The organism is Spirillospora sp. NPDC046719, assembly GCF_040645715.1.
Lineage (GTDB): Bacteria > Actinomycetota > Actinomycetes > Streptosporangiales > Streptosporangiaceae > Spirillospora.
In genome coordinates this window covers 1-1,283 of sequence record NZ_JBEYYT010000913.1, presented here as the reverse complement: position 1 = coordinate 1,283, position 1,283 = coordinate 1, and the positions used below count along the sequence as shown (strand labels likewise).

1 protein-coding gene is annotated in these 1,283 nt (G+C 77.3%); it reads left to right on the top strand.

What is annotated here, in order from left to right:
• Positions 1 to 122 precede the first annotated feature (122 nt).
• Positions 123 to 1,217, top strand: a complete 1,095-nt coding sequence (locus ABZ914_RS51530; RefSeq protein WP_500201837.1) for a carbohydrate kinase family protein — start codon at positions 123 to 125, stop codon at positions 1,215 to 1,217.
• Positions 1,218 to 1,283: the final 66 nt, after the last annotated feature.

The window sequence follows — 1,283 nt, the reverse complement described above, 5'->3', positions numbered from 1 at the left end:
GGCGGCGCCCGGCGCCGCGCGGCGCGCCGCGCCCCCCGCCCCCCCCGCGGCGCCCCCCGCCGGGCCCCCCCGGCCGCCCGCCCGAGCCCTCGCTGGCCGACCCGTGCGCCGAGCGCGGCGCGGTGACCGAGCGGCTGCTGGCGGAGCGCGCGGACGGCGCCGAGGGGCCGGCGCCCGACCTGGACGTGTTCCTGTCCGGCCAGGTCTTCATGGACATGATCTTCACCGGGCTGCCCGGCCTGCCGCCGCCCGGCACCGAGCTGTTCACCGACGGGCTCGGCTCGGCGCCCGGCGGCATCGCCAACATCGCGGTGGCGATGAGCCGGCTCGGGCTGCGCGTCGGGCTCGCCGCCCCGTTCGGCGACGACCTGTTCGGCGCCTACCTGTGGCGGACCCTCGCCGAGCAGGAGGGCGTGGACCTCGGCCACTCCCGCCGCGTCCCCACCTGGCCCACGCCGGTCACGGTGTCGCTGGCCTACGACTCCGACCGGAGCATGGTCACCTACGCCAAGCCCGTCCCGGACATCGGCTCCGCCGACGGCCCCTACGAGGAGGTGCTCGGGTCGGCGCCGCCGTCGGCGCGGGCCTGCTTCATCGACATCGAGCGGCCGGTGCCCGCGTGGGCGCGGGACATGCGCGCCGCCGGCACCACGGTCTTCGCCGACCTGGGCTGGGACGCCACCGAGACCTGGTCCAGCGAGGTGCTGGACCGGCTGGAGCACGTCGACGTGTTCCTGCCCAACGCGGTCGAGGCGATGGCCTACACCCGCACCGCCTCGCCCGAGGCCGCCGCCCGCGCCCTGTCGGAGCGCGTCCCGGTGGTCGTGGTCAAGCGCGGCGGCGCCGGCGCGATCGCGATCGACTCGCGCAGCGGCGAGGTCGCCGAGACCGACGCGCTGCCGGTCCGGGCGCTGGACGCCACCGGAGCGGGCGACGTGTTCGGCGCCGGGTTCCTGTTCGGCACCCTCGCCGGGCTCCCCCTGAACGAGCGGCTGAAGTTCGCCAACCTGTGCGCGGGCCTGTCGGTCCGGCACCGCAGCGGCTCGCTCGGCGCCCCCTGCTGGGGGGAGATCGCCGCGTTCGGCGAGTCCGGCGAGGTCCCCGAGGAGGTGCTGGAACCGTACGCGTTCGTCGTCGACTACATTCCCGACTCGGCGACCGACACCGTCGTGCGCGCCGAGCCGACGCTCCGCGACGACCTGCAGCACTCGTCCTGACGGAACGTCCCAGCCCCCCGCCCCACCCCAGGACCCGTGCCGGCGCGGCCCCCGAGCCGGCACGGG